This window comes from Planotetraspora thailandica (assembly GCF_016863335.1).
GTDB classification, from domain to species: domain Bacteria; phylum Actinomycetota; class Actinomycetes; order Streptosporangiales; family Streptosporangiaceae; genus Planotetraspora; species Planotetraspora thailandica.
The window spans coordinates 156,470-181,641 of record NZ_BOOR01000021.1; the positions used below are offsets into that span (position 1 = coordinate 156,470).

The following is a 25,172-nucleotide window of genomic DNA, read 5'->3' on the forward strand; positions in this document are numbered from 1 at the left end:
GCGTTCGATCTGCCGCGCCTTCGGCTCGGCGGGCTCCGGGCGCTTTGAGGCGGCGCCTTCCTTGGTCGTTCGGGGTCGCTCGTGCCTCGCTCCCCGCTCACTCCTCAGTCCAGGCACCGCCGCGCCCCTCGCACATCCAATCCTGCCCCGGATCGGGCTGCGCGGGGGTCAGAGAGGTGGTTCGTCCGGGATGTCGGCGATGTCGTCCAGGGCCGCCGCCAGCTCATCGGGATGGTCGCCGATCCGCTCGGCGATCTCGATGAGCACATGCAGTACGTCGTGGCGGTCGTGGCCGAGATCGATCAGCCGCTCGGCGGCCTCCCACAGCTGCGGCGGGTCGCCGACCCACAACCTCCGGGCGATCTCCTCGTGCCAGGCGAGATGCTCCTCCAGATCGGGCCTGCTCAGCTCGTCGGCGTGGTCGATCTCCAGCAGGATGCGCCGGTCGGCCTCATCGCCCGGGTTCAGCAGGTCGAGGTCGGTCGAGCCGCGCCTTCCCCGGAGGATGGGGAAGGCGAAGGCGCGCCTGGCCAGGGCGGACAGGTCACCGTCGGGCAGCAGTCGCCGTACGAGGGAAGGATCGAGCCCGAAGGTCGCCGGGTCGCGATACGCCTCGGTGAAGCGGGCCGTCGCCTCCCACACCGCGTCGAGGGTGGCCCGCACCCCCTGATCCGGCAGGCCGATGCGCGGACCCGCGAAGCGGACCCAGGCCGACAGCACGTGGGGCATGGCGTCCTGCTCGGCGTGGGACAGCAGCACCTTGCGCGGCAGCCAGTCGAGCAGGAAGGTCTCGCACTTGGTCGGGCTCACCCGCATCGGCCGCCCGAAGTCCTGGTCGCAGCCGTAGTCGATGATGTGGTCGGTGCACCGCGAGGCGGCCGACGGGTCCGACAGGTTCTCCGCGGCGTCGGAGGCGAGGAACTCGGCGGCCAGCATCGCCCGGCGATCTTTGCTGTACGGAGCCTCGGTGTGGGCGGGCTCCGGCCGCATCCGCCCGGGCGGCAGCGCCTTGAGCCGCGCTCTGGCGAAGGCGTGGTAAGCGCTGTAGCTGTCGCTGACGAGCTTGGGGGCCTTGCGGCCCTGGGCGGCGTCGGTCGCCTTCATGGCGAACTCCAGAAGCGCCCTGGCCTGTTGGGGCTCGATCTCCTCGAAGCGCAGCAGGGGGTTGCCCGCGGCCTCCTGCCCGGCCTGCTCGATGAGCTTGTCGACCTGGGACGACACCCAGGCGTCCCTGGCCATGCCGCCCATGTTGTAGTCGACCACCAGGACCAGGGCGTGGGTGTCCTGGCCGTTGTAGGCGAAGGTGCAGACCACGGTGTCCTGGTCGCCGTACACGTCCCGGGAGACGTAGCACCCGGCCGGCTTCACCGCGCCCACCCGGTCGGCCCACTGGGGCCTTGCCACGTCCGACTCCATCAGGGCCAGCGCGGCACCCTCGGCCTTGGCGGCCTGCCGGGCGGTGCCCAGGTAGGCCACGGAGACGAGCAGGGTCAGCGCGGCCGGCGTGCCGGCCTTGGCCGCGTAGTCGACCAGGCCCTCGCCGAGGATCTGCTCGACGTCGCCGCCCCGCAGCCGCCTTCCCCACCAGGCGCCGAGCATGTCGGAGACCATCAGCTCGGCGTCGAGCGGGGTCCGTACGGCGAGCAGTTCGCGCGCCGCCAGCAACATCTCCGCGAAGACGTCGTCCGGCGGCCGGGTCTCCCGGGGATCGCGCCGATGCCGACGACTCACGAGAACTCGCTTCGCTCGCTCACGCCCCCACCCTCTCGCATTCCCGCCCCGAACGGCGTCAGGAACGCGGGCCGGTGACGTCCCCGTTATGTGCGGGACGGCGGAGCGGAGTTGACCATGCCGAGCAGGTGCTCGCGGGCGACCCTCTCGACGATCTCGGGAGTCACGTCGATGCCTAAGTGGCCGGCGCACGCGGACACGTCTGCGACGCAGCGGTTGATGGAGCTGACGGGGATGGTCAGGAACTCGGCGGCCAGCCGGGCGATCACGTGTCCGCGGAACTCGGCCTCCGCGGACGGGCCGCCACTGATTCGCATTGCGAGTGCGGGCATAGGCTGCATTCCTCGCTCAATGGGGACCTGCCGTCCCTTATTCCACCTGTTTCCAGGCGTCTGTCAACCCTTGCTCAGGATGGCATGCCAAGCTGGTCGCATGCCTATCCAGCTAGCCCAGCAGCCGGAGGCCGACGAGCTGCTCGGCCGCAACTCCCTTGCCCTGCTGATCGGCATGCTGCTCGACCAGCAGATTCCCATGGAATGGGCCTTCGCGGGACCCCGTGCGATCGCCGACAGGATGGGCCGCGACTTGGCCGCGCAGGAGATCGCCTCCTATGATCCTGCGCAGTTCGCGGACCTGCTGGCGGCCAAGCCCGCCGTGCATCGGTATCCGAAGTCCATGGCGGGCAGGATCCAGCAGCTCGCCGCCTATCTGGTCGAGCATTACGACGGCTCGGCTGATCGGGTGTGGGAGGATGTCGGCGACGGTCACGAGCTGCTGCGCCGGCTGATGGCGCTGCCCGGATTCGGCCGCCAGAAGGCACAGATCTTCCTGGCGCTGCTGGGCAAGCAACTGGGGGTCCGGCCGCAGGGGTGGCGTGAGGCGGCCGGGTCGTACGGCGAGGAGGGCGTGCACCGTTCGGTGGCCGACGTCGTCGACGCCGGCAGCTTGGAACTGGTCCGCGCGACGAAGCAGGAAGCGAAGCGGGCGGCCAAGAAGTAGGCCGGATCTTCCTGCGCGGGGTGCCGGTCTTTTGACAGGATGCGTTGACCGTATGGCGGGCGGGGCTTCCGTCCGCACATGCCCATCGCCGATGATGTAGGGCAGATCTGCGCTACCAATCACAGTTATGGAGATGTGCCTCGTGGGAGAGCCTGGCACGCGACGGAGGTGCCGACCATGAGCGCCGAAACCTCCGTGCCCCGGCCCCGGGAGTCCGGTTTGGACATCTCAGACTCCGACCTCTTGCGAGGTCTGATGTCGGAGGCTCCATTTGCCTTTGCGTTTTTCAACCCATCCGGGCGTTTTGTCCGGGTCAACGAGACCTTTACCGAACTGACCGGGCAGCCTGTCGAGCGGCATCTGGACCGGCGCCCGGCCGAGCTGCTGGCCGCCGACCTCACGGCGCTCATCGACTCGGCTCTGCGCCGCATCGGCGAGGAGGGCCTGCCCGTCACCGACCAGCGGATCCGTACCAGGGCGGAAAACGGTGACACCCGCCACTGGGCGGTCTCGTTCTTCCCCATGCACGGCGACGGCGGCGTGGTGGGCGTGGCGCTGTTCGGCATCGACCTCACCGCGCGGCAGATGACCGAAGAGGATCTGCGGCGCAGCGAGGAGCGGTACCGGTCGCTCGTCGAATCCCAGCAGCAGCTCGTCTGGATCACCTCCCCGAACGGCACCGTCGTCGAGGACGCTCCGCAGTGGCGCGCCATCACCGGCCAGGGGCTCGAGGACTACCTCGCCAACGGCTGGCTGGAGGCCGTCCACCCCGACGACCGGCCGGGGGCCGAGGAGGCGTGGCGCGAGGCGCTGCGCGGCCGGACGATGTTCGAGTGGAGCTACCGGGTCCGCACCCGGGCCAGCGGCTACCGGCACTTCGAGGTGCGCGCGGTCCCGGTCATCCGGCACGGCAGGGTGATCGAGTGGGTCGGCGCCAACTCCGACGTCACGCCGCAGCGCGAGGCCGAGGAGATGCGCGGGCGCCTGACCGACCAGCTCGGTGCGGCGGCCTTGCGTACGGCCAGGCTCCAGGGCGCCACGGCGATGCTGGCCGAGGCCCTCACCGTCGAGCAGGTCGTGCAGGTCATCATCGACGTCGGCCGTACGGCACTGGCCGCCGACCACTCGGCGGTCGCCCTGCTCGACCCCGACCGGGCGACCCTCAAGGTGATCAACAGCGGTGGCATCCCCGACGCGCAGGGCGCGCCCGGGGACGACATCCAGCTCACGCAGTCCAACGTGATGACCATGGCCGTCAACAGCCGGCGGCCGGTCTTCGCCGAGTCTCCCGACAGCCTGCGGACCCAGCTGGTCGACGCCGGGGCCGAGGAGGAGCAGATCCTCGGCTTCATCGAGCACACCGACGAGCGGGCCTGGGTGGGCCTCCCGTTGCTGGCCGCCGGGCGGGCGCTCGGGGCGCTGCGGTTCTCCTTCACCCGGCCCCAGAAGATCTCCCAGGAGGACGGCGTCTTCTACGAGGCCCTCGCGGGCCAGTGTGCGCTCGCGGTCGAGCGGGCCACGCTGTTCGAGCGGGAGCACAGGACGGCCGAGACGCTCCAGCGGAGCCTTCTGCCCGACCGCCTGCCGGTGGTGCGGGGCCTGACCCTGGCCCAGCGTTTCAGGTCGGGGTCGCGCCATGTCCAGGTCGGCGGCGACTGGTACGACGCGTTCGTCCTCCAGGACGGGCGTGTGGCCGCAGTGGTCGGCGACGTCATGGGCAAGGGCGTCAAGGCGGCGGCCGGCATGGGCCGGATCCGCAACGCGATGCGCGCCCTGGCCCTGACCAACCCGCCTCCGGCGGCCGTGCTGACCGGCCTCGACCGGGTCTTCGAGGCCACCGAGGAAGAAGAGCAGGTCACGACGCTGGCCTACATGGTCGTCGAGCCGAGCACCGGTGAGGGGACGCTGGCCCTGGCCGGCCATCCGCCACCCCTGCTCGTCTCGCCGCAGGGCACCGCGCTGCTCCACGAGACCGAGCCGGGGACGCCGCTGGGCTGGGCGACCAGCCGGAGACAGTTCCGGTTCTGTGTGCCGCCAGGGCACACGGCTGTCCTGTATTCGGACGGTCTGGTGGAGAATCGCAAACGTGGGCTGGATGCCGGTCTCCGGGAGCTTTCATCGGTTGTGGCTGAAGCGCCCCCAGAGGTCGTGAGCAGCCCTCATATGCTGCTGGATTTCCTGGTGGATCGAATGTTGTCCGGGTATGAGCAGGATGACGACGTCACGGTACTCGCAGTTCATGTCCCAGCCGCCACGAAGAGTGACTGAATGAAACAGTCATAACGGTTGCTTTCGGGTATCGGTGACCCGCTTTCGTACGCACTACTCTCTCGGTCCGCCTAGGGTGGAGAGGCAACCGGCGGTACGCGGCCGTATTACGTGCCGTGGCGTGCCACAATGGCATGTCGCGGTCCGCGCGGCCTCACCACCGGAAAAGAAGAAGCACTGGGTCCATTCCCGTCATGCGTTCGTTCGAGAGGTGTTCGTGTCGCCTGCAAGTTCGACTCGCTCGAAGCCGTCGGAGCTGAACGAGCCAGTGATTCAGCAGCTCCTCGAGCGTGGGCGCTCGCAGGGTTTCCTCGAGTCCGAGGATGTCCGCAAGGCCTTCGAGGAAGCGGACATCCCGCTGTCGCACGCCGCTGGATTCCTGCGTAGCCTCAGCAAAGAGGGTGTGACCGTCGTGGTCACCGCGGCTGACTCCGCGGCGCCCAAGCGGTCCCGAGGACAAGCCAAGCGTCGCACCACCGCGCCCGTCAAGAAGACCACCAAATCCGCGGCCGCCAAGGAGACGCAGCCGGAGACCGTCACCGCCGTGGTGACCGACTCCGCGCCCGCGAAGCCGGCGGCCAAGAAGGCGCCGGCCAAGCCGGCGGCCGCCAAGCCGGGAGCCGCCAAGGCCGCTCCGGCGAAGGCGCCCGCGGCGACGGCGCCTGCCGCAAAGAAGGCCGCTCCCGCCGCCAAGGACAAGCCCGCCGCACCGGCGAACGGGCCCGAGTCCAAGGTCGCCAAGGCGGAGCCGAAGCCGAAGTCGGCCGACGTCGCCGAGGACGAGGAAGATCTCGAACTCGAGGGCGACGTCGAGATCGAGGACTTCGAGCTGGACGTCGAGGACGTCGAGATCGAGGCGGACGGCGACACCGACGCCGAGGCCGAGACCGACACGGAGGCGGAGGGCGACGCCGACGAGCCCAAGGCCGAGGTCGTCGTTCAGTCCGACGATGAGGTCCTGATCCTCACCGACGACGATGACGACGCGCCCGTGGCCCAGGTCGCGGCCGCCGGAGCCACCGCCGACCCGGTCAAGGACTACCTCAAGCAGATCGGCAAGGTCCCCCTGCTCAACGCCGAGCAGGAGGTCGAGCTCGCCAAGCGCATCGAGGCGGGCCTGTTCGCCGAGGAGCAGCTGTCCAGCGATGGAGAGCAGCTTCCCGTCGACGTCCGGGCCGAGCTGGAGTGGATCGCCGAGGACGGCCGCCGGGCCAAGAACCACCTGCTCGAGGCCAACCTGCGTCTGGTCGTCTCGCTGGCCAAGCGGTACACGGGCCGCGGCATGCTCTTCCTGGACCTGATCCAGGAGGGCAACCTGGGCCTGATCCGCGCGGTCGAGAAGTTCGACTACACCAAGGGCTACAAGTTCTCGACGTACGCCACGTGGTGGATCCGGCAGGCGATCACCCGGGCCATGGCCGACCAGGCGCGGACCATCCGCATCCCGGTCCACATGGTCGAAGTGATCAACAAGCTGGCCCGTGTTCAGCGGCAGATGCTGCAGGACCTCGGTCGCGAGCCCACTCCGGAAGAGCTGGCCCGCGAGCTCGACATGACCCCCGAGAAGGTCATCGAGGTTCAGAAGTACGGCCGCGAGCCGATCTCGCTGCACACCCCCCTCGGCGAGGAGGGCGACAGCGAGTTCGGTGACCTGATCGAGGACTCCGAGGCGATCGTCCCGGCCGACGCGGTCAGCTTCACCCTGCTGCAGGAGCAGCTGCACTCCGTTCTGGACACGTTGTCCGAGCGGGAGGCGGGCGTCGTCTCGATGCGGTTCGGGCTCACCGACGGGCAGCCGAAGACCCTTGACGAGATCGGCAAGGTCTACGGCGTGACCCGTGAGCGCATCCGACAGATCGAGTCGAAGACGATGTCGAAGCTGCGCCACCCGTCGCGTTCGCAGGTCCTGCGCGACTATCTCGACTGATCGGTTTTAACCTCTCTGTAACACCGCAGTAGCATTCCGCGCACTACGGCACTCCTAGGCTCCGGCCTCATGGGTGTGATCGAAGTGGATCGAGCACGTGCTCGGGGGCCACGATCGATCTCAGGCCGTCCGTGGGCGGACGCCATGCTCGACGAGGCGGCGCAGGCCGCCCCCAGGGGAGTCCTAGAGGCGGGGGCCTCGGCTCTCCTGGCGAGCAGGACGGACCCTGAGGTCAGATCACTGCGGGTGGAGGCGCTTTCGCGCGCCGCGGTCGGCTCGAGCCGGTCGATCGAGGCGCTCGTCGCCCGTGACCAGTCCAATCCGGACCTGTGGTTGTGGCTGGGCCGTACCAGGATCGAAGAGGCGTGGGCGCTCAAGCCCGACGTGCGGGCGAGAGCCGCACAGGCCGGTCGGCTGAGGACCTACCACGAGGCCATGGAGCGGAGCCGCCGGCCGTTGCTGACGGCGGCGGCTCTCGCGCCGGGCGATCCGGTGCCATGGGAGAGCCTGATGTGGCTGGCCCTCGGCCTGGACCGCCCGAGGGCGGACAAGGACGCGGTCTGGTTCGAGTGCTCGCGCCGCTGGCCGGCCCTGTACGGCGGGGCCGTCGTCCGGATGATCACTCTGTCACCCGACTGGGGCGGCAGCTCCCAGGAGATGCTGGAGTTCGCGAGGGCGGGCGCGGAGCGCGCACCTGAGGGCAGCCCCCTGCCGGCGCTCGTGCCACTCGCCCACTTCGAACTCGTGGCCTCCGGGCGCACCCGGATGACCCGCGGCGGCTGGTTCTCCTTCGAGGTCCAGCGGGAGATGGTCGCCGCCTCGGGTCGGTGGTCGGAGCGGCGGCTCGGAGGGGCCCACCCCAGGGCGATTGAGGCGCACAACGCGTTCGGCGCCGCGTTCTTCCTCACCGATCTCCGCAGGCCCGCGAGGGGACACCTGGTGAGGACCGCGGGGAGGTTCAGCGAGCGGCCGTGGTCGCACCTCGGCGACCCGGGCCAGCATTACCTCCGTGCGTGCGATCGGCTCAAGGTCGTCGCCGATTCCGTGTCCGGCTGAGAGAGCTCAGGCGTCGACGATGACGTCGAGGGTCCACGGCCTGCCGGGAGACGGCGGCTCTTGGAGCTCGGCCCGCCAGCCGCGCTCCTGGAGGAACCCGGCGAGCTCCTGGGGCGTGCGCAGGCGTTCGGCACTGTCGACGAGCGAACGGGCCACGGCTCCCCGGGTCGCCTTAGCCATGTGACTTACGACCGTCCTGGCGCCCCCGGCCTCGCGTAGGACGCGCACGGCCACTCCGCGCTCGCCGGTCGGCCAGGCCGTCGCGTAGGTGGATGAACGCATGTCGACGACCAGCCCCTTGACCGGGGTGAGGGCGGCGGTGATCGACGGCTTCCAGAACGCGGCGAGGCCGCCCATCGGCGGGAGCCGTACGCCCATGGACAGCCGGTACGGCGGGATCCTGTCGGTGATCCGGAGCAGCCCCCACAGTCCCGAGAAGACCACGATGCGCCGGACCGCCCGCTGCCTGGCGTCCGGAGGCAACGAGCCGAGGCCGAGGTTGTCATACAGGACGCCGGTGTAGAGATCGGCTACGGGCAGGGCCCGGGCGGTGCGCAACTCCCGGTTGAGGGCGACGGCGTCCGCCTGGCCTTGCGAGAGACCGAGCACAGGAAGCGCGTCGGCGGAGCCGGACAACGCGATCAGGGCGTCGAGCACCTTCTCACGCGGGGAGGCCAGCTCGGGGAAGCTGAGCCGCCTGAGCTTCGACGTTCCCCTGGGCGCCTTCCCCTCCGAAGGGGGCAGCAGGATGAGCACGATTCCGCAGCTTAGGCCCTCCCGCCGGCGGGCACGGCGGCCGCCTCCGCCGATCGGAGCTACTCTCACGCCATGGATCAGGGCATTTCACTCTTTGATCGGCTGGTCGACGAGGCGTGGCCGGCCGCGCACCGGACCGAGTGGGGCAACTGGGCGTTCCGGCACGCAGGCGGGGTGACCAAGCGGGCCAATTCGGTGCTGCCGCTGGGGGAGCCCGACGATCTGTCCCGGGCCGTGGACGAGGCGGAGGCCTTCTACGCGCGGCTGGGCGGGCCATGCGTCTTCTCGATCGGCGGTGGCGCGCCCGCAGGCCTGGACGCCGAACTGGAGAGCCGGGGCTACCGGCTGGTCGACCCCACCCTCGTGATGACGGCCCCGGCGACGGCAGGCTCCGGCAGGCCGGCGGAGGCGCAGATCGAGCACGCGCCGTCCCAGCGGTGGCTGGACACATGGTGGGAGGTCGACGGTGGGCGTCATCCGGACGGCGGGGAGATCACAGCGAAGGAATGGGCCGCGCGGATCCTGCGCGGCGTCGAGGCCGGTTACGCGTCCCAGGAGCGGGCATCGGCGGTCGGCCGGGCCGTTCCCCAGGGGGAATGGCTCGGGATCTACTGCATGGCCGTACTGCCCGCCGCGCGCCGCCGCGGGCTGGGCGGTTCGGTGCTGCGCACGATGCTCGCCTGGGGCGGCGAACAGGGTGCGAGCCACGCCTATCTCGTGGTCACGGAGCGCAACGCCGGAGCCCGCGCCCTCTACGAGAGTGAGGGTTTCGGCGTGGTCGCGAGGTATCACTATCGGGTCCGGCCCTGAGCGGCGCCGGCCGTCGTCTGCCGAGAGACGCCGACGGCGCGGCCAGGGGATGAGGGATCATCCCCGGCCGCACCGGTCGAATATCAGCGTCCGCCGGATCAGCGTTCGTCGTCAGGGGCGGTCGAGGGGGATTCACTGAGTCGGGCCGACTCGTCCTGGATCTCAGCACCTTTGTCGCGCAGAGCAGTCACGTGCTGACGCCCGTGGTGGGCGCAGAACAGCAACTCCCCACCCACGGGCAGGGTCGCGCGGATGTAGGCCTGAGCACCGCACCGGTCGCACCGGTCCAGGGCTGTCAGCGGCTTGATGGGGGCGAGAGCTCCAGTCACGTATCGCCTTTCGGGTCGCCCCACAGCGTGGGGACGTTGGCGTCAGTCACTTGGCACAACATCTAACCCGATGAGGGCGTTCCCAACCGTGGCCCGACTACGCCGAGAGCGGAATGATCCGAAAAGTGATGCGGATCACAGCTGAAGTGCAGGGCTCTCAGCTGTGCCTGGCAAGCTTGTACGCGTAGAAACGTGGGTGGCGGTAAGCTGCGCACGCGTGTTCGATTGATAAGTAGGAGTTCGGTGTGACGGCGGTTAGCGCGGAGACGGGTTATACGGCCCGCCATCTGTCGGTGCTGGAAGGCCTCGAGGCCGTCCGCAAGCGCCCGGGCATGTACATCGGATCCACCGATACCCGCGGCCTCATGCACTGCCTATGGGAGATCGTGGACAACTCGGTCGACGAGGCGCTGGCCGGCTTCTGCTCCCACATCGAGGTCGAGCTCCACGCCGACGGATCCATCGAGGTCCGCGACGACGGGCGCGGCATCCCGGTGGACGTCGAACCGAAGACCGGGCTCGCCGGAGTCGAGCTCGTCTACACCAAGCTTCACGCCGGCGGCAAGTTCGGCGGTGGGTCCTACGCCGCCTCCGGAGGCCTGCACGGCGTCGGCGCCTCCGTCGTCAACGCGCTGTCGTCCCGCCTGGACGTCCACGTCGACAGGGACGGGCGGACCCACGAGATCAGCTTCCGCCGGGGCGTGCCCGGCGTCTTCGACGGCGACGGACCCACCGCGAAGTTCCGCAAGAAGTCGGGGCTGCGCGACGGCGGCGCCGCCCGCCGCACGACCTCGGGCACCCGCGTCCGGTGGTGGGCCGACCGGCAGATCTTCCTTCCCGAGGCGGAGGTCTCGGTCGACGAGATCCACGTGCGGCTGCGCCAGACCGCCTTCCTGGTGCCCGGGCTCACGCTGTCCCTGCGCGACGCGCGGGGCGAGGAGACGGTCGAGGAGACCTACCGCTTCGACGGCGGCATCGGGGAGTTCGCCGACTTCCTCGCCCGGGACGAGGCGGTGTGCGACGTGCTCAGGCTCGGGGGCGACGGGCACTTCCGCGAGACCGTCCCGGTGCTCGATGAGCAGGGGCACATGACGCCCACCGAGGTCGAGCGCGAGCTGTCCGTCGACGTGGCGCTGCGCTGGGGCAAGGGCTACGAGACGACCGTGCGCTCGTTCGTCAACGTGATCGCCACCCCCAAGGGCGGCACCCACGTGGCCGGCTTCGAGCGGGCGCTCGTGCGCACGATCAACGAGCAGCTCCGGGAGACTCGTTTACTCAAGAACGGCGACGACCCGGTCACCAAGGAGGACATCCTCGAAGGGCTCACGGCCGTCGTGACCGTACGGGTGCCGGAGCCGCAGTTCGAGGGGCAGACCAAGGAGGTGCTCGGCACTGCCGCGGCCAGCAGGATCGTGGCCCACGTCGTGTCGCGCGAGCTCAAGGCGCAGTTCGCCAACCCCAAGCGCGCTCAGAAGCTGCAGCTGCGGGCGATGCTCGAGAAGGTGGTCGCCGCGGCCAAGGCCCGCATCGCCGCCCGCGAGCACCGCGACAACCAGCGCCGCAAGTCGGCCCTGGAGAACTCGGCGCTGCCGGCCAAGCTCGTCGACTGCCGCAGCGACGCGGTCGACCGCAGCGAGCTGTTCATCGTCGAGGGTGACTCCGCGCTGGGCACCGCGAAGCTCGCCCGCGACTCGGAGTTCCAGGCGTTGCTGCCGATCCGCGGCAAGATCCTCAACGTGCAGAAGGCGTCCGTCGCCGACATGCTGAAGAACGCCGAGTGCGCCGCGATCATCCAGGTGGTCGGGGCCGGGTCGGGCCGGTCGTTCGACATCGAGGCCGCCCGGTACGGAAAGATCATCCTGATGGCGGACGCCGACGTCGACGGGGCGCACATCCGCTGCCTGCTGCTGACGTTGTTCCACCGCTACATGAAGCCCATGGTCGAGGCCGGCCGCGTGTTCGCCGCGGTTCCGCCGCTGCACCGGATCGAGGTCACCAACCCCGGCAAGGGGCAGGACAAGTACATCTACACGTACTCGGACGCGGAGCTGCACAAGGTGCTCCGCGACCTCGAGCGGCGGGGCAAGCGCTGGAAGGACCCTGTGCAGCGCTACAAGGGCCTTGGAGAGATGGACGCCGACCAGCTGGCGGAGACGACCATGGACCCGCGTCAGCGCGTCCTGCGCCGCGTCAGGATCGAGGACGCCGAGGAGGGGGAGCGCATCTTCGACCTCCTCATGGGCAGCGACGTCGGCCCCCGGCGCGAGTTCATCGTCGGCAGCGCCGCCGAGATCGACCGCGACCACATCGACGCCTAGCCGTACGGCTAGGGCGTCATCAGGCGCCGAGGGCCGGGACCGTCGTCTCCGAGGGTGTCGCGCGGGTTGGCCAGGGCGCACCGGTCGACCGACAGGCATCCGCAGCCGATGCAGTCGGTGAGGTCGTCGCGCAGGCGCTGGAGCTGCTCGATGCGGCTGGTCAGGTCGTCCTTCCAGGAGAGGGACACCTTCTCCCAGTCCTCACGGGTGGGGGTGCGCTCGTCCGGGAGCAGGGCGAGCGCCTTCTTGACCCGGGTGAGGGGGATGCCCACCCGCTGGGCGACGCGGATGAACGCGACCCGGCGGAGGGTTTCCCGGGAGAAACGCCGCTGGTTGCCGTGGGTGCGGCGGCTCGTGATGAGCCCTTGCCTCTCGTAGAAACGCAGAGCAGACGGAGCGACGCCGCTGCGCTCCGCCAGCTCGCCGACCGTCAGCTCGCGCGTCTGCCAGGACAGGGTCACGCCCCCACGCTAACCGGCCTGAACCATTGTTGAACTCTGTTTCGCCGGCGAGGGCCGGTTCACCCTTTTCGACGATGCGGCTGGGCGGCGGCCGCTCAGTCCGAGCCGATGGACAGCGTGGTGGCCCGGGAACGCGCCTCCACGAGGGCTTCGCGATAGCGCTCGTCCCAGTGCGGGTCGTCGTCGGGGATGGCCCGCACGGTCTGCCTGGCGAGTTCGACGGGGCCGCCGCGGTCGTGAGCGATCCTCTTGACGACGACCAGCGTCCAGCCGTTCTCCATGACGGTGTCGACCTCCCAGCGAGGCTCGGCGGGCACGGCACGCCTGTCGCGGCGCGCCCCGCGAAGGAGCAGCACCAGGACGTAGATGAGGCCGGCGACGATGATCAGCGTCACTGGGAGGGCGAAAATCCGCATCGGGTCCCGGGCCCCTTTACTTCGTGGGGAGTGCGACGCCACCAGTATTGCCCGGGGCGTACACCGTGATGCCCTGGGGAAGCGCCTTGAGTTTCTCGATCTCGGCACACGTGGGGCACTTGTTGTAGCCGTCCTGGCGCGCCTTGTTCGCGTCCGCCTCGGCCCGGGCCGAGGCGACCTTGGCCTGGGCCTCGGTGACCTGCGCGAAGGCGGCCTGCGCCTTGTCGACCGCCGCCTGAACCTCGGGCGGCAGGGTGACGCGGGAGAGGTTGAAGTGGATGTCGGTCAGGAACTCCCCGCCCAGCGTCGACTTGAAGTCCTCGGCGAGGCTCGTGTTCACCGCGTCCTGGATCTTCGCGATGTTGGCGTTGTTGCCCTGCTGCTCCAGCGACGTCTTCTGATTGGTGTTGTTCTGCACGAGGGTGCAGGAGGACACGAGCTCGGCGCAGCGGAAGTTGTTGACCTCCGTCCGCAGGTCGTTGTCGATGACCGGGCGGACCATCTGGTCGAGGAAGGCCGACCAGCCCGCGTCGCCGTCCCACGGGTAGTAGGTGCCGCCGGACGCGCTGCGGTACGTCCGGGTGCCGAACTTGTCGTCGAACGACTTGAGCGCCGCGTGGTCGAGGTTGAGCGCGAAGTACACCGTGCCCTCGATGCCCATGTTGACGCCGTCGCCGCTCGGCACGGTGACCACGTCGACGCCGGAGCGCTCGCCCCGGCCGACCGACGTGATCGTGTAGAAGCGCTGCTGCGCCGGATACCGGTGGAGCTGGGACCACCATCCGACCCAGGTGACGCCCGAGGCGGGGTCGATGACTTGGCGGACCTTGTTGTCGTCGAGCAGTCCGCCGTTGCGGACGACGGCCACCTCACCGCCGCTGGTCCGCTCGAAGCTGTTGAACGCCCCGATGGAGGTGGGGACGGCGATGACGATCAGGGCGATGACGACGAAGATGGCGGCCCTGCGGAAGGTTCGTGATCCGCCGCCCGCTCGGGCTGTGTTGCTGGGCATCGACGGCTCCTTGGGAGCGTTGAGGGGATGTGCGGTGGATCACCATAGTGATCCACCAAGCAGGAGAACGTAGCAGCGAAATCAGGGGTTCCAGCTCGTACGGCTCAGCCCGTGCCGTACGAAGGGGTCAGGGCCGCGGGGTGTCGACCAGCCGCAGCCGGCCGGTGTGCACGTCGTAGACCGCGCCTCCCACCGTGAGGTCCCTGGGCAGGAACGGGCTGGTCATGATGCGCGTGACGTCGTGCAGGAGCGTAGCCTCCTGGTCGCGTACGGTCTGGAATTCCAGGCTTCGCGTGTCGATGCCGTGCTCGGCCGCGATGAGCTCGTGGACCTGCTCGTCGGTCGACTTCGACATCCGGCAGTCGGTGTGCGGCATCACCAGCACCCGGTCGACGCCGAGCAGGTAGACGGCGAGGACCAGCGTGCGCAGCACGTCGTCGGTCACCCGCGCGCCCGCGTTGCGCAGAATCTTGGCGTCGCCCGCACCCAGCCCCAGCAGGCCGAGCGGGTCGATGCGCGAATCCATGCACGTCACGACGGCGAGCCCCCGGGCGGCCCGCCCGGTCAGCTCGGCGTTGGAGAACGTGCTCGCATACGTCTCGTTGGCGGCCAGCAGATCATCGAAAGCACCGGTCATGTCATGCATGGTGCCGTATGCCCATTTCGGGAGTTTGGCGGGGTGCGTATTAGCCGGGATCCGATCAATGGCACCGATGTAGGGTCATGGCCGGTGTTCCCGAGAAGGAGGTACACGATGAGCGGGATCGCGCGGATGCGATCGATCGTGCTGGACTGTCCCGACCCGAAGGCGCTCTCGGACTTCTACGCCGCCGTGACGGGCTGGCAGATCATCGGAATCGAGCACGACTGGGTCACGCTGTCGGACGGCGGGCCGATCCGGCTGGCCTTCCAGCTGGCGAGCGACCACAAGCCGCCTGTCTGGCCGGACCCCGACCATCCGCAGCAGCTCCACCTCGACCTGCTCGTCGACGACCTCGCGAAGGCGGAGGCCGAGGTGCAGGAGCTCGGCGCCGTGAAGCATGCCCACCAGCCCGGAGAGGGGTTCACCGTCTTCCTCGACCCCGCGGGACACCCGTTCTGCCTCTGCGCGGTCGACTGATCTCCGGGGCCGCAGACGGATTCGAGTGGGGTCACCGAGTCCGCCGCTCGGCCCGCCCGGCCCGCCCGGGTCGGGCGAGGCCGGGCGGCGGCGGGCTTCAGAAGCTCTGCGGGGGCTCTGCCTGAACGTCGGCGCCGTCCAGGCCGCTCTCCGCGGTTCCGGCCGCGGCCTCGTGGGCGTTCACGTCGTACGGCTGAGCCCCGAGGGCGCCGCCGATGGCCGCGATCTCGTGCAGGAGCCGCATGCCGGAGCCGTCACGGCGGCCCAGCTCTTCGGGCAGCGGGACGGGCTTGCCGGTCGAGGAGACGGCCTTGGCGGGAGCGGCGCCCGCCCACGCCAGGAGGATCGTGTCCTCGCCCTTGAGGAAGCGCTGAGCGCGCACGCCGCCGGTCGCCCGGCCCTTCGGCGGGAAGTCCGCGTAGTCCGAGACCTTGCCCGCGCCCGTCTGCGTGCCGGGCAGGGCGGTCGCCGAACCGGCGACCGTGACGACCCGCGCCTCCACGGCCGGGTCGACCGAGCCGAACCAGACCACCCGAGCGTCCCCTTCGAGGCGGATGCCCGCCATGCCCCCGGCCGGGCGGCCCTGCGGGCGCACCAGCGACGCCGGGAAACGCAGCATCTGGGCGTCGGACGTGATGAACACGAGGTCGTGATCGGCGGAGGTCAGCTCGACCGCGCCGACGACGGTGTCGCCGTCACGCAGGCCGATGACCTCGAAGTCGTCCCGGTTGGCGGGATATTCGGGCACGACCCGCTTCACGATGCCCTGGGCGGTGCCGAGGGCGAGGCCGGGCCCGTCCGGGTCGAGGGAGGCGAGCCCCACCACGCGTTCGCCCGGCGAGAGCGTGACGTATTCGGACACGGGGTGGCCACCCGCCAGGGACGGCGGGTTGGCCGAGGGCGGCAGCGTGGGCAGGTCCACCACGGACACGCGGATCGCCCTGCCCTCCGACGTGACCGCGCCCACCTCGCCCCTGACCGTCGAGCGCACGACCGAGACCAGCACGTCGTGCGGGGTGCGCTCACCGTCGCCTCCGATCGGGGAGGCGTCCGCCGTACGGGCCAGCAGTCCGGTCGAGGACATCAGCACGAGGCAGGGGTCGTCGGCGACCTCGAGCGGCACCGCGGCGGCCCTGACGACGTTCGACGACTCCAGCAGCACCGTACGGCGCGGCGTGGAGTACGTCTTGGACACCTCGGCCAGCTCGCCGGACACGACGCGGCGCAGGCGGTCCTCCGACGACAGGATCGCAGTGAGCTCGTCGATCTCGGCCTGGAGGGTCTCCTTCTCGCGGTCCAGCTCCAGCTTGTCGTAGCGGGTGAGGCGGCGCAGCGGGGTGTCGAGGATGTAGTTGGCCTGGATCTCGCTCAGGTCGAAGATCTCGATGAGCCGAGCCCGCGCCTGGGCCGAGTCGTCGGACGTGCGAATGACCTGGATGACCTCGTCGATGTTGAGCAGCGCGATGATGAGGCCGTCGACCAGGTGCAGGCGCTCCTCCCGTTTGCGGCGGCGGAACGCCGATCGCCTGCGCACGACGTCGAGGCGGTGCTCGACGTAGACCGACAGAAGCTCGCGCAGCCCCAGCGTCCTCGGCTGGCCGTCGACGAGCGCCACGTTGTTGATGCCGAAGGTCTCCTCCATCGGCGTGAGCCGGTAGAGCTCCTCGAGGAGGGCCTCCGGGTTGAAGCCGTTCTTGACCTCGATGACCAGTTGCAGGCCCTTGTGGCGGTCGGTGAGGTCCTTCAGGTCGGCGATCCCGTTGAGCTTCTTGGAGGTCACGAGCTCCTTGATCTTCGTGACCACGCGCTCGGGGCCGACGTTGAACGGCAGCTCGGTGATGACGATGCCCCGGCGGCGCGGGGTCACGTTCTCGATCGTCACCTTGGCCCTCATCCGGAAGGTGCCGCGGCCGTTCTCGTAAGCATCCCTGACGCCCTGGAGGCCGATGATCGAGCCGCCGGTCGGCAGGTCGGGCCCGGGGATGAAGCGCATCAGCTCGTCGAGCGTCGCGTCCGGGTTCTTGATCAGGTGCCGGGCCGCGGCCACGACCTCGCCGAGGTTGTGGGGCGCCATGTTGGTCGCCATGCCGACCGCGATGCCGGTGGCCCCGTTGACCAGGAGATTGGGGAACGCCGCCGGCATCACCGCGGGCTCGGTCTCCTGGCCGTCGTAGTTGGGCCGGAAGTCGACGGTGTCCTCGTCGATCGACTGGACCATCAGCATGGCCGCAGGGGCGAGCCTGGCCTCGGTGTACCGCATCGCCGCGGGGGAGTCGTCAGGCGAGCCGAAGTTGCCGTGCCCGTCGATCAGCGGGAGCCGCATCGAGAACGGCTGCGCCATGCGCACGAGCGCGTCGTAGATCGCGCCGTCGCCGTGCGGATGGAGCTTGCCCATGACCTCGCCGACGACGCGGGAGGACTTGACGTGGCCGCGGTCCGGACGCAGGCCGAGCTCGCTCATCGAGTAGAGGATGCGGCGCTGGACGGGCTTGAGCCCGTCCCTGGCGTCGGGGAGTGCACGCTGGTAGATGACCGAGTACGCGTACTCCAGGAAGCTCGTCCGCATCTCGGCGGATACGTCGATATCGACGATCCGCTCTTCGAACTCCTCGTCCGGGGTGGGTGTGGTCGTCCGTCGGGCCATGTCGAACATTGTGCCGATGCCGGAGAGTGGTCGCGACTCGGCCATGTTTTTCGCGCGGTCCGGCCGTGCTCGGCGCGACGGGTGGCTTCAGCGCGTCAGCCGCGCGGGCCGGCTCCCGGCCAGGGGCCCGGCGTGGTTCCCTCGTCCTCGTCTCCGGGGGCGTTCACCTTGGTGTCGTAGAGCCGGAAGCCACGTGCCTTGTAGTTGGACAGGGCCGCGGGGCCGTCCAGCGAACACGTGTGCACCCACACCCGCCGCGTCTTGTCCAGACCGGGCCAGCGTTCGGCGAGGTCCCACGCACGCTGGGCTCCCGTGGCCAGGAGGTGCCCGCCGAGGCCCCGGCCGATCGCGTACGGCAGGAGCCCGAAGTAGGCGATCTCGACGTCGCCCGCGTCCTGGGCGGCGAGCTCGACGTATCCGGCGGGAGTGCCGCGCAACCATGCCACCCAGACCTCGACGCCGGGACGGCTCAGCCAGTCCATCCACTCCCGCCAGGTCCACGGCAGGCGGTCGGTCCACTGCCAGTCGCCGCCCACGGCGGTGTAGAGGAACCTGCCGAACTCGGGGCTCGGATGCTCGGCGCGTACGACGTCGACGGGCGAGTCGGGCGCGCGGCCGGGACGCACGTCGGCGGGGGCGGTCTGCTCGAGGTACCACGTGGTCACGTCCATAACGGGATTCATCCAACCATGGCCGGTCGGGTTCTGGTCCCGGCTCGTGAGGCGGGAGAACACGTACTCGTCGCCTCGACCTGATACCAATGACCGGGTGAGCGAAGAGGACATGCTGCGGGAAGAGGCAGAGGAGCGGCTGCGGGCGCTCGCGGGCGAAGGCGCGCGTCTGCGCGACGACCAGTGGTCCGCGATCAAGGCGCTCGTCGTCGACCGCCGCAGGGCGCTGGTCGTGCAGCGCACCGGGTGGGGCAAGTCCGCCGTCTACTTCGTCGCGACGGGCCTCCTGCGCGAGCTGGGCGAGGGCCCGACGGTCATCATCTCCCCGCTGCTCGCGCTGATGCGCAACCAGATCGCCGCCGCCGAGCGAGCTGGCATCCATGCCGCCACCATCAATTCGGCCAACCCGGAGGAGTGGGAGAAGACCTACGCGCAGGTCGCCGAGGGCATGGTCGACGTGCTGCTGGTCAGCCCCGAACGCCTCAACAACCCCGAGTTCCGGGACCAGGTGCTGCCCGAGCTGGCGGAGAGCGCCGGTCTTGTGGTGATCGACGAAGCCCACTGCATCTCCGACTGGGGTCACGACTTCCGGCCCGACTACCGCCGGCTGCGCACGATGCTGGCCGACCTGCCCCCCGGCATTCCGGTGCTCGCCACCACCGCGACGGCCAACGCCCGTGTCACCCGCGACGTCGCCGAGCAGTTGGCCGTGGTGGGCGACTTCGACGACGACGAGGCCGAGGACGTGCTGGTGCTGCGCGGCCCGCTGGAGCGCGACAGCCTCCACCTCGGCGTCGTACGGCTGAGCGGCGCCGAACAACGGCTCGCGTGGTTGTCCGAGACGCTGCACGAACTGCCGGGCTCCGGCATCGTCTACACGCTGACCGTGGCCGCCGCCCAGGAGATCGCGGCCTACCTGCGTGAGCAGGGGCACCCGGTGGCCGCCTACACCGGGCAGACCGAGCCGGCCGAGCGTCTCGCGGCCGAGGAAGACCTGCTCGGCAACAGGATCAAGGCGCTGGTCGCCACGTCGGCCCTGGGGATGGGCTTTGACAAGCCCGACCTGGGCTTCGTCGTCCACATGGGCGCGCCTCCGTCGCCTGTGGCGTACTACCAGCAGGTGGGCCGGGCCGGCCGAGGTGTCGAGCAGGCCGAGGTGATCCTCCTGCCGGGCGCGGAAGACCGGGAAATCTGGGGATATTTCGCGTCACTGGCGTTTCCGCCTGAGCCGGTGGTCCGTACGACCCTGGAGGCGTTGTCGGAAGAGGGGGTCTTGTCGACCGCCGCCCTGGAGACCCGCGTCGACCTCAGCCGCGGACGCCTGGAGATGATGCTAAAGGTGCTCGACGTGGACGGCGCGGTCCGCCGGGTCAAGGGCGGCTGGGAGGCGACCGGCGAGCCCTGGGCCTACGACGCCGACCGCTACGCGCGGGTCGCGGCCGAGCGCAAAGCCGAGCAGGACGCCATGCTCGGATACATCACCACGGCCGACTGCCGTGAGGAATACCTGCGCCGCCATCTGGACGACGAGGCCGCGGCGCCGTGCGGCCGCTGCGACAACTGCACCGGCTCCCACCGCTCGCCGGAGACCGCGGCGAAGGCCGTGGACGCGGCCCGCGCCAGCCTGACGCGGCCGGGTGTCGAAGTGGAGCCGCGGCGGCAGTGGCCCACGGGACTCGCCGATCTCAAGGGCCGGATCAAGCCGGAACTGTCGGCGGGGGCCGGCCGGGCGCTGGGCCGCCTCACCGACATCGGGTGGGGTTCCCGGCTGCGCGACTTGCTGGCCGCCGGCGACGGCCCGGTGCCGGGCGACGTGCTGGCCGCCGTGGTCGACGTCCTCAAGTCGTGGGGATGGTCGGACCGGCCGGTGGCCGTCGTGAGCATCCCGTCGGCCGCGCATCCGGTGCTGGTGCGCAGCCTCGCGGAGGGGATCGCCGGGATCGGCCGCCTGACCTACCTGGGTGAGCTCGGATACAAGGGAGGGCCACCCGGCCGCCAGTACAACAGCGCCCAGCGGGTGACCGCGATCCGGCGGACGCTGGCGATGCCGCGGGAACTCGGGGAACGGATCGCCTCGGCGGGCGGGCCCGTGCTGCTCGTGGACGACCGGGTGGACACCGGCTGGACCATGACCCTCGCCGCCGCCCAGGTGCGCCATGCGGGCGCCCTAGCCGTCCTGCCACTGGTCCTGGCCACCACCACCTGACCACACGGCGGCGCCGTCATGGCGGCGCCCCCATGGTGGTGTCGCCGTGGTGGTGCCCCCATGGTGGTGATCATGCAGAAGTTCGTGGGCATGGGCACTGACCTGCGACTTCCCGTGCCGTGATCATGCAGAGGTTCGGAGAAATCCCCTCTGACGTGCGCAGACTCTTGTCGTGGTCATGCAGAAGTTCGTGTGCGCGGGGACTGGCCTGCGACTTTCCGTACGGTGATCATGCAGAAGGTCGAGAACGTTCGCTCTGACCAGGGCGGATTCTTGCCGTGATCATGTACGGCGTGCCGAGGGTCGCGCCATTGCATGATCACGAAATGAGAAGTGCCAGGTAGGGCGGCATTTCTCCGAACTTCTGCATGATCACGAAAAGTGTTTCGGCCGGTCGGCATAGTGATCCGCGAGCTTCTGCATGATCACCACAACGGGGCCTCGGTCACCACAACGAGGCCCCGCGATAGATAACCCTCAGGCGCCCCGAAACACCCCTCAGGCACCTTCCAGGGCCTCCAGGTAGCCCGGCGTTCACCCCCAGGCACTTCCGACGCCAGGGGCGGGGTGGTCAGAGGCGGGGGCGGGCGCCGAGGTTGGCGATGCACCGGGCGGCGAGGGCGTTGCCCGCGGCGAGTGCCTCTGCCGGCGGCTTGCCGTCCAGCCACTGGGGCAGGAAACCGGCGGTGAACGCGTCTCCCGCGCCCGTGCCGTCGACGACCCGGTCGACCGACTCGGCGGGTACGCGGACCGGCTCGGCGCGATTGTTGGTGTACCAGAGCGCGCCGTCGGAGTTCAGTTTGATGACGACCTGGGGGAACCAGGCGGTGAGGACCTTGGCTGCCGCGTCGGGCTCCTCCCGGCCCGTGAGCACCTTGGCCTGGTCGGCGTTGGCGAACAGCAGCTTGGCGCCGTGGGTCCACTCCAGGAACGGCTCGGCGCCGGTGCGCTCGACGGGGGCCGACGACGCGCAGTCGACCGAGATCGACATTCCGGCCCGGCGGGCCAGGTCGAGCGCGGCCAGGCCAGCGTCGCGGGAGCCCTCGTTGATCAGGGTGTACCCCGAAATGTGCAGATGGGCGCCCGCGGAGAACAGGTCGCGGGGCAGGTCCTCGGGGGAGAGCGCGGCGTTGGCCCCGGGGTCCGAGAGCATGGTCCGCTCGCCCTTGTGGGTCACCAGGACGACGCAGGTGCCGGTGGGCCGCTCAGGGTCCATCACGAGACGGGCGTCGACGCCGTAGCCCATGAGTTCCATGTCGCGGTTGCGACCGGTGATGTCGGCGCCGCGGCGGCCGATGAAGGCCACTTCGGATCCTTCGACGGCGAGCCAGGATGCGACGTTGGCTCCGGAGCCGCCACCGTGCATGGTCACGACGGCGGGGGTGTCGCTGGCCCTCGCGAGAGGGTACTTGGCGCGGGCGACCGCGTCCGTCATGAGATCGCCCACCACGACGACCCGCGTCATGATGTCACCACCTTGCCGACTGCTGTGGAGGTGAGCCCGCCGTTGCCCATGGAGGGGCGGCGTCCTCTCCGTGCTCTGAGGCTGACGCGAAGAAACTTAACAGTTTCCGGGGGTGTCGTGGGGCATAGAGCGGACACCCGGGCACAGTCGATGCACAAGCGTTGCCCAACTCACCAGCTGGCGAGTTCCCTGAAAGGGGGATAAGTCGGGTGTTTACTCGGGGTGAACCCACGTGTCACCAAGAAAAGTAAGAATCACCACAATCAACGGCAACCTTTGCACCGTTAGCCTCAGGTTGTGCAACTTCGATACCCCGCCCACTGGGAGGCGGATGTCGTCCTCTCCGACGGGGGCACGGCACACCTGCGCCCGATCAGACCGGACGACGCCGAGCCGCTTCGCTCGTTCTACTCCCGCCTGTCCGAACAGTCGATCTTCTACAGGTTCTTCGGCCCGAGGCCCCGCCTGACCGACCGTGAGATCGCCTGGTTCACCAACGTCGACTACGACAACCGGGTCGCCCTGATCGCCACCATCGGCACCGAGATGGTCGCGGTCGTACGGTACGACCGGGTCACGCCTGAAGACCATGCCGAGGTGGCCTTCCTCGTCGAGGACGCCCACCAGGGCAGGGGAGTGGCCTCGGTGCTGATGGAGCACCTGCGGGCCGCCGCAAGGGAACGCGGGATCAGAACGTTCATCGCCGACGTGCTGCCCGGAAACCACCGCATGACCGGCCTTTTCCGGCAGGCCGGCTACACGGCGGAGAGCCAGTTCGAAGACGGGGTCGTACGGATGACCCTCGACCTGGCCACCACGGAGACCTCGCGCGAGGTCAGGCTCGCCCGCGAGCACCGTTCGGAGGCCCGCTCCATCGAGCGCCTGCTCAAGCCGGAGTCCGTCGCGGTGATCGGCGCCAGCCGGGAACCCGGCGGCATCGGGCAGGCCGTCCTGCGCAATCTGCTCGGAGCCGACTTCTCCGGTCCGGTCTATCCGGTCCACCGGCACGCGCGGGCCGTCGCCGGTGTTCGGGCCTACCGGAGCGTGTCCGCGATCGACGGGGACGTCGACCTGGCCGTGCTCGCCGTCCCGGCCGAAGGGGTGCTCGACGTCGTCAGGGAATGCGCGGAAAAAGGCGTCAAGGGGCTGGTCGTGGTCTCCTCCGGCTTCGGTGAGACCGGCGACGACGGCCGCGTGCGCCAGGACGAGCTCGTCAGCATCTCCCGGGCGTACGGGTTGCGCGTCGTCGGGCCCAACTGCCTCGGCATCGCCAACACCGATCCCGCCGTCCGGCTCAACGCGACCCTCGCGGCGACCCTGCCCGGGCGGGGCCGAGTGGGATTCTTCAGCCAGTCCGGCGCGCTCGGCACGGCCCTGCTCCAGCGGGTCGCCCAGCGGGGCATGGGCATCTCGACCTTCGTGTCCGCAGGAAACCGGGCGGACGTATCCGGCAACGACCTCCTGCAGTACTGGGAGGAGGACGCGGCGACCGACGTGATCCTCCTCTACCTGGAGTCCCTGGGAAACCCGCGCAAGTTCACCCGGCTGGCCCGCCGGATCTCGCGGAGCAAGCCGATCGTGGTGGTCAAGAGCCGCGGCGTGCCCGGCGCGCATGCCGCCCCGGCGCTCGACCTTCCCGACACCGCGCTCAGCTCGCTCTTCGAGCAGGCCGGGGTGATTCGCGTCGACGACCTCACCCAGCTGTTCGACGTCGCGCAGCTCCTCGCCTACCAGCCGCTTCCCACAGGCCCACGGGTCGGCCTGGTGAGCAACTCCGACGCCTTGGCGCTGCTCGCCGAGGAGGCCTGCGTGGCCGCGGGCCTGGAACCCGCCCCACCGGTGAACCTGGGGGCCCAGGCCGGGGCCGCCGAGTACGCCCGGGCTTTGTCGGACGTCCTGAACGACGTGGACGCCGCGGTCGTCGTCTACATGCCGCCCATCCCCGGCCGTACGGATGAGATCGCCGCCGAGCTGGTCAAGGCGGCCGGCGAATCCGGCAAGCCGGTGCTCGCCACCTTCCAGGGCGAGATGGGCATGCCCCCCGCCCTCAGAGTCACCGTCGGCTCTCCCGGCGAGACGGACGCGGCTCCCCAGAAGGGGTCCATCCCCTCCTATCCCGCGCCCGAGGAGGCCGTGCGGGCGCTGGCCCATGCCGTACGGCACGCCCGGTGGCGGGAGCAGCCGGCGGGGACCGTTCCCGAACCGGAGGGCGTCGACGCCAAGGGAGCCCGCGCACTTGTCGCGGCCGCACTCGGGCAGGAGGGGCATGAGGGACACGCCGGGTCCGGAGACCGGGGCGGGGAGATCCACGACGTGGAGATCGACGCCACCGAGTTACTGGCCTGCTACGGGGTGGAGGTCTGGCCGGCCGAGGTGGTCGCCTCGGCGGACGAGGCGGTCGCCGCGGCCGAACGGCTCGGCTACCCCGTGGTGGTCAAGGCCGCCGATCCCGCCGCCGCCAAGCAGGCCGGAACCGTGCGGATCGGCCTCGCCGAACCCTCGGGGGTCCGGCAGGCCTACACGGGCCTGGGCGCGGTGCTCGGCCCGGGAGCGGCCCTCGCCGTACAACGCATGGCCCCCCAGCCGGCGGTGCCGACGGTCGTCGGCGTCGTCCAGGACAGGTATTTCGGCGGGGTCGTGTCGTTCGGCCTGGCCGAGGTGGCCGCCCGTCTCCTCGGCGACCGGGCCTACCGGCTCGCCCCCCTCACCGGGGAGGACGCCCAGAGCCTGGTGCGCTCGGTTCGCACCGCGCCGTTGCTTTTCGGCCGGTACGGCTACCCGCCCGTCGCCGTGGACGCCCTGAGCGACCTGCTCGTGCGGGTGGGCCTGCTGGCCGACGCCCTGCCGGAGGTGATCAGGATGGATCTCGACCCGGTGCTGGTCGGCACCTCCGGGGCGGTGGTTCTGGGGGCGCGCGCCGTCCTGCGGCCCGTCTCCGGGCCGCGCCCCGACGTCGGTCCCCGCCGCCTGGGCTGACGGACGA

The 25,172-nt window shown here is 70.0% G+C and carries 20 protein-coding genes; 9 read left to right on the forward strand and 11 right to left on the reverse strand.

What is annotated here, in order from left to right; genetic code table 11:
- Positions 1-168: 168 nt before the first annotated feature.
- Entirely contained in the window at positions 169-1,668 is a 1,500-nt protein-coding gene (locus Pth03_RS16005) for a hypothetical protein (RefSeq protein ID WP_239119087.1), read from the reverse strand.
- A 149-nt stretch (positions 1,669-1,817) separates the two neighbouring features.
- Positions 1,818-2,063, reverse strand: coding sequence for a hypothetical protein (locus tag Pth03_RS16010; RefSeq protein ID WP_373318543.1), 246 nt, complete (start codon positions 2,061-2,063; stop codon positions 1,818-1,820).
- A 100-nt stretch (positions 2,064-2,163) separates the two neighbouring features.
- On the opposite strand from Pth03_RS16010, the gene Pth03_RS16015 reads away from it, so the two are divergent.
- The 4 genes from Pth03_RS16015 (at position 2,164) to Pth03_RS16030 (ending at position 7,981) form a co-directional block, all read left to right on the forward strand.
- Positions 2,164-2,730 carry an HhH-GPD-type base excision DNA repair protein gene (locus tag Pth03_RS16015; protein WP_203945052.1) on the forward strand — a complete coding sequence of 189 codons (567 nt, stop codon included), beginning with the start codon at positions 2,164-2,166 and terminating at the stop codon, positions 2,728-2,730.
- 177 nt (positions 2,731-2,907) lie between these two features.
- A complete protein-coding gene (locus Pth03_RS16020) occupies positions 2,908-4,998 on the forward strand; it encodes a SpoIIE family protein phosphatase (protein ID WP_203945053.1) in 2,091 nt (696 codons plus the stop codon).
- Positions 4,999-5,215: 217 nt separating this feature from the next.
- Positions 5,216-6,925: an RNA polymerase sigma factor gene (locus tag Pth03_RS16025; protein WP_203945054.1), complete on the forward strand. Its 1,710-nt coding sequence runs from the start codon at positions 5,216-5,218 to the stop codon at positions 6,923-6,925.
- A 69-nt stretch (positions 6,926-6,994) separates the two neighbouring features.
- A complete protein-coding gene (locus Pth03_RS16030) occupies positions 6,995-7,981 on the forward strand; it encodes a hypothetical protein (protein WP_203945055.1) in 987 nt (328 codons plus the stop codon).
- A gap of 6 nt (positions 7,982-7,987) precedes the next feature.
- Here Pth03_RS16030 and Pth03_RS16035 read toward each other — a convergent pair whose 3' ends face one another.
- Positions 7,988-8,737 (reverse strand): YaaA family protein, encoded by a 750-nt coding sequence (locus Pth03_RS16035; protein WP_203945056.1) that lies wholly within the window; start codon positions 8,735-8,737, stop codon positions 7,988-7,990.
- Positions 8,738-8,809: 72 nt separating this feature from the next.
- Between Pth03_RS16035 and Pth03_RS16040 the strand changes: the two genes are divergently transcribed.
- Positions 8,810-9,547, forward strand: coding sequence for a GNAT family N-acetyltransferase (locus tag Pth03_RS16040; protein WP_203945057.1), 738 nt, complete (start codon positions 8,810-8,812; stop codon positions 9,545-9,547).
- A gap of 98 nt (positions 9,548-9,645) precedes the next feature.
- Here the strand turns inward: Pth03_RS16040 and Pth03_RS16045 are convergent, their stop codons facing one another.
- Entirely contained in the window at positions 9,646-9,876 is a 231-nt protein-coding gene (locus tag Pth03_RS16045; RefSeq protein WP_203945058.1) for a DUF7455 domain-containing protein, read from the reverse strand.
- A 245-nt stretch (positions 9,877-10,121) separates the two neighbouring features.
- On the opposite strand from Pth03_RS16045, the gene Pth03_RS16050 reads away from it, so the two are divergent.
- Positions 10,122-12,194 (forward strand): DNA gyrase/topoisomerase IV subunit B, encoded by a 2,073-nt coding sequence (locus tag Pth03_RS16050; RefSeq protein ID WP_203945059.1) that lies wholly within the window; start codon positions 10,122-10,124, stop codon positions 12,192-12,194.
- A gap of 8 nt (positions 12,195-12,202) precedes the next feature.
- On the opposite strand, the gene soxR is transcribed toward Pth03_RS16050, so the two are convergent.
- The 4 genes from soxR to Pth03_RS16070 all read right to left on the reverse strand — a co-directional run bounded on the left by soxR (position 12,203) and on the right by Pth03_RS16070 (position 14,720).
- Positions 12,203-12,655 carry a redox-sensitive transcriptional activator SoxR gene (gene soxR / locus Pth03_RS16055; RefSeq protein WP_373318544.1) on the reverse strand — a complete coding sequence of 151 codons (453 nt, stop codon included), beginning with the start codon at positions 12,653-12,655 and terminating at the stop codon, positions 12,203-12,205.
- A gap of 95 nt (positions 12,656-12,750) precedes the next feature.
- Positions 12,751-13,071, reverse strand: a complete 321-nt coding sequence (locus Pth03_RS16060) for a hypothetical protein (RefSeq protein ID WP_203945060.1) — start codon at positions 13,069-13,071, stop codon at positions 12,751-12,753.
- A gap of 16 nt (positions 13,072-13,087) precedes the next feature.
- On the reverse strand, positions 13,088-14,083 hold the full coding sequence (locus tag Pth03_RS16065; RefSeq protein ID WP_203945061.1) for an SPFH domain-containing protein: 996 nt from the start codon (positions 14,081-14,083) through the stop codon (positions 13,088-13,090).
- Positions 14,084-14,210: 127 nt separating this feature from the next.
- Entirely contained in the window at positions 14,211-14,720 is a 510-nt protein-coding gene (locus Pth03_RS16070) for a beta-class carbonic anhydrase (RefSeq protein ID WP_203945062.1), read from the reverse strand.
- 117 nt (positions 14,721-14,837) lie between these two features.
- Between Pth03_RS16070 and Pth03_RS16075 the strand changes: the two genes are divergently transcribed.
- On the forward strand, positions 14,838-15,203 hold the full coding sequence (locus tag Pth03_RS16075; protein WP_203945063.1) for a VOC family protein: 366 nt from the start codon (positions 14,838-14,840) through the stop codon (positions 15,201-15,203).
- Positions 15,204-15,300: 97 nt separating this feature from the next.
- On the opposite strand, the gene Pth03_RS16080 is transcribed toward Pth03_RS16075, so the two are convergent.
- Together Pth03_RS16080 and Pth03_RS16085 are read right to left on the reverse strand one after the other, a co-directional pair.
- Complete coding sequence (locus tag Pth03_RS16080) at positions 15,301-17,847, reverse strand: DNA gyrase/topoisomerase IV subunit A (protein ID WP_203945064.1); 2,547 nt, start codon at positions 17,845-17,847, stop codon at positions 15,301-15,303.
- Positions 17,848-17,942: 95 nt separating this feature from the next.
- A complete protein-coding gene (locus Pth03_RS16085) occupies positions 17,943-18,518 on the reverse strand; it encodes a GNAT family N-acetyltransferase (protein WP_203945065.1) in 576 nt (191 codons plus the stop codon).
- A 112-nt stretch (positions 18,519-18,630) separates the two neighbouring features.
- On the opposite strand from Pth03_RS16085, the gene Pth03_RS16090 reads away from it, so the two are divergent.
- Complete coding sequence (locus Pth03_RS16090; RefSeq protein ID WP_203945125.1) at positions 18,631-20,724, forward strand: RecQ family ATP-dependent DNA helicase; 2,094 nt, start codon at positions 18,631-18,633, stop codon at positions 20,722-20,724.
- A 571-nt stretch (positions 20,725-21,295) separates the two neighbouring features.
- Here Pth03_RS16090 and Pth03_RS16095 read toward each other — a convergent pair.
- Positions 21,296-22,189: a carbohydrate kinase family protein gene (locus Pth03_RS16095; RefSeq protein WP_203945066.1), complete on the reverse strand. Its 894-nt coding sequence runs from the start codon at positions 22,187-22,189 to the stop codon at positions 21,296-21,298.
- Positions 22,190-22,486: 297 nt separating this feature from the next.
- Here Pth03_RS16095 and Pth03_RS16100 point away from each other — a divergent pair, with 297 nt between their 5' ends.
- Complete coding sequence (locus tag Pth03_RS16100) at positions 22,487-25,165, forward strand: bifunctional acetate--CoA ligase family protein/GNAT family N-acetyltransferase (protein ID WP_203945067.1); 2,679 nt, start codon at positions 22,487-22,489, stop codon at positions 25,163-25,165.
- Positions 25,166-25,172 lie beyond the last annotated feature (7 nt).

What these genes read in the sequence shown, in the direction of transcription:
- Pth03_RS16085 (WP_203945065.1), bottom strand. Translation starts at nt 18,518, where the DNA reads ATGGACGTGACCACGTGGTACCTCGAGCAGACCGCCCCCGCCGACGTG.
- Pth03_RS16060 (WP_203945060.1), bottom strand. Translation starts at nt 13,071, where the DNA reads ATGCGGATTTTCGCCCTCCCAGTGACGCTGATCATCGTCGCCGGCCTC.
- Pth03_RS16030 (WP_203945055.1), top strand. Translation starts at nt 6,995, where the DNA reads ATGGGTGTGATCGAAGTGGATCGAGCACGTGCTCGGGGGCCACGATCG.
- Pth03_RS16075 (WP_203945063.1), top strand. Translation starts at nt 14,838, where the DNA reads ATGAGCGGGATCGCGCGGATGCGATCGATCGTGCTGGACTGTCCCGAC.
- Pth03_RS16065 (WP_203945061.1), bottom strand. Translation starts at nt 14,083, where the DNA reads ATGCCCAGCAACACAGCCCGAGCGGGCGGCGGATCACGAACCTTCCGC.
- Pth03_RS16090 (WP_203945125.1), top strand. Translation starts at nt 18,631, where the DNA reads ATGCTGCGGGAAGAGGCAGAGGAGCGGCTGCGGGCGCTCGCGGGCGAA.
- Pth03_RS16010 (WP_373318543.1), bottom strand. Translation starts at nt 2,063, where the DNA reads ATGCCCGCACTCGCAATGCGAATCAGTGGCGGCCCGTCCGCGGAGGCC.
- Pth03_RS16040 (WP_203945057.1), top strand. Translation starts at nt 8,810, where the DNA reads ATGGATCAGGGCATTTCACTCTTTGATCGGCTGGTCGACGAGGCGTGG.
- Pth03_RS16020 (WP_203945053.1), top strand. Translation starts at nt 2,908, where the DNA reads ATGAGCGCCGAAACCTCCGTGCCCCGGCCCCGGGAGTCCGGTTTGGAC.
- Pth03_RS16005 (WP_239119087.1), bottom strand. Translation starts at nt 1,668, where the DNA reads ATGTTGCTGGCGGCGCGCGAACTGCTCGCCGTACGGACCCCGCTCGAC.
- Pth03_RS16015 (WP_203945052.1), top strand. Translation starts at nt 2,164, where the DNA reads ATGCCTATCCAGCTAGCCCAGCAGCCGGAGGCCGACGAGCTGCTCGGC.
- Pth03_RS16070 (WP_203945062.1), bottom strand. Translation starts at nt 14,720, where the DNA reads ATGACCGGTGCTTTCGATGATCTGCTGGCCGCCAACGAGACGTATGCG.
- Pth03_RS16095 (WP_203945066.1), bottom strand. Translation starts at nt 22,189, where the DNA reads ATGACGCGGGTCGTCGTGGTGGGCGATCTCATGACGGACGCGGTCGCC.
- Pth03_RS16080 (WP_203945064.1), bottom strand. Translation starts at nt 17,847, where the DNA reads ATGGCCCGACGGACGACCACACCCACCCCGGACGAGGAGTTCGAAGAG.